The sequence below is a fragment of the Mesorhizobium sp. 43Arga genome, assembly GCF_053714255.1.
In genome coordinates, this window is record NZ_JBSKBO010000046.1 from 1 (window position 1) to 804 (window position 804).

Annotated in this window: 2 protein-coding genes; both read right to left on the bottom strand. The window is 61.9% G+C overall.

Going from position 1 to position 804, the window contains the following annotated elements; translation table 11 throughout:
- A partial coding sequence (locus tag ACWGS8_RS35145; protein WP_454585203.1) for an aminotransferase class III-fold pyridoxal phosphate-dependent enzyme occupies nucleotides 1-452 on the bottom strand: 452 nt, incomplete at its 3' end.
- Between the two features lie 31 nt (nucleotides 453-483).
- A partial coding sequence (locus ACWGS8_RS35150) for an aldehyde dehydrogenase family protein (protein ID WP_454585204.1) occupies nucleotides 484-804 on the bottom strand: 321 nt, incomplete at its 5' end.

Consider the following 804-nt stretch of genomic DNA (forward strand, 5'->3'; position numbering starts at 1 on the left):
CGCCAGCGCGAGATGATCTTCTTCTTCTCCGGCCGGCCCAGCACATTGTTGTAATACCAGATCAGCTTGATGTTGGTTTCGTTGGCGTCCGAGCCGGAGAGGCCGAAATAAACCCTCGACATGCCCTTCGGCGCGCGGTCGATGATCATCTTGGCCAACGTGATCGAGGCCTCGGTGCCGTGGCCGACATAGGCATGATAGTAGGCGAGGTTCTTCGCCTGGGTGGCGATGGCATCAGCGATCTTCTGGCGGCCATAGCCGACATTGACGCAGTAGAGGCCGGCGAAGGCATCGATGCTCTTCCTGCCATCGTTGTCCCAGACGGTGACGCCTTCACCACCAGCCATGATACGGGTCGGCGATTCACCGCGTGCGTGCGTGCCCATATGCGTCGAGGGATGGAAGAAGTGGTCGCGATCCCAGGCGTTGAGTTCGTTGGACTGGTCGAGCATTTCTTGACTCCTTGAGGATGGCCGGACGGATTTATGCGACGTCCAGACAGAGATATTTTAGATCGGTGAACGCTTCGAGCCCATGGCGCGAGCCCTCGCGGCCGATGCCGGACTGCTTGACGCCGCCGAACGGGATCGGCGCGCCGGTGATCTTCACCCGGTTGATGGCGACCATGCCGTACTCGAGCGCGCGGCCCATGCGCTGCTGGCGCGCGCCGTTCTCGGTCACGACATAGGCGACCAGGCCATATTCGGTGGCATTGGCACGCTCGATCACCTCGTCCTCGTCGTCGAACGGCGTCACCGCGGCGACCGGCCCAAAAGTCTCCTCGCGCATGATCAGCGCCGCGTC